The sequence below is a fragment of the Campylobacter portucalensis genome (assembly GCF_009690845.1).
GTDB classification, from domain to species: domain Bacteria; phylum Campylobacterota; class Campylobacteria; order Campylobacterales; family Campylobacteraceae; genus Campylobacter_B; species Campylobacter_B portucalensis.
The window spans coordinates 1-652 of sequence record NZ_VWSJ01000057.1 but is presented as its reverse complement, the minus strand read 5'-3'; the positions used below and the strand labels follow the sequence as shown (position 1 = coordinate 652).

Sequence of the window (652 nt, the reverse complement as noted above, 5' to 3'; positions counted from 1 at the left end):
TCTAACTTTAAAGTCATTGCTGATGAAAGCCAAACAAAAGATATAAATCAAACACTAACTGTAAAAGGAGAAACAAACAATACCCATCAAAACATAAAAACAAAAGCATCTGATAACAATCTAACAATAGCATTAAATAGCGAGTTAAAAGGAATTTCTTCTATCGCTAAGAGTGATAAATCAAAAATATCATTTAACGATGAAAATATAACTTTTACAGCTGGAGAATCGACAAATAATGTAACCTTAAAAGATGGAAATTTTAGCGGTGTTTCATCAATCGGTAAAGATAATAAAGCTAAGATTAGTTTTAATAATACTAGCTCTAATGAAGATATAACATTTAATGTTGGAGATAGCACATTTAAATTTAATAAAGATGGCTTAGATTTAGGAAATAAACAAATCAAAAATGTTGCAAGTGGAATAGGAGGAACTGCTACAAGCAATATTGATAATGTATTAACTGGCACTTCTATAGACTCTATTAAAAATAATGTAGTAAATGTTGAAGATTTATCAAATGTTGCTAAGGCTGTTGTTGGTAAAGGACTTAAATTTAAAGGAAATAGCGGAAGCGATATAAATGCTTCACTTGGAGATACTATAAAAATTATAGGAGATGGAGTAGATTTAAACTCTACTATTTCTG

At 28.5% G+C, this 652-nt stretch carries 1 protein-coding gene; it reads left to right on the top strand.

The window, feature by feature from the left end:
• Nucleotides 1-652, top strand: a 652-nt coding sequence (locus tag F1B92_RS08885; protein WP_195836340.1) for a hypothetical protein, incomplete at both ends; no start/stop codon positions are given.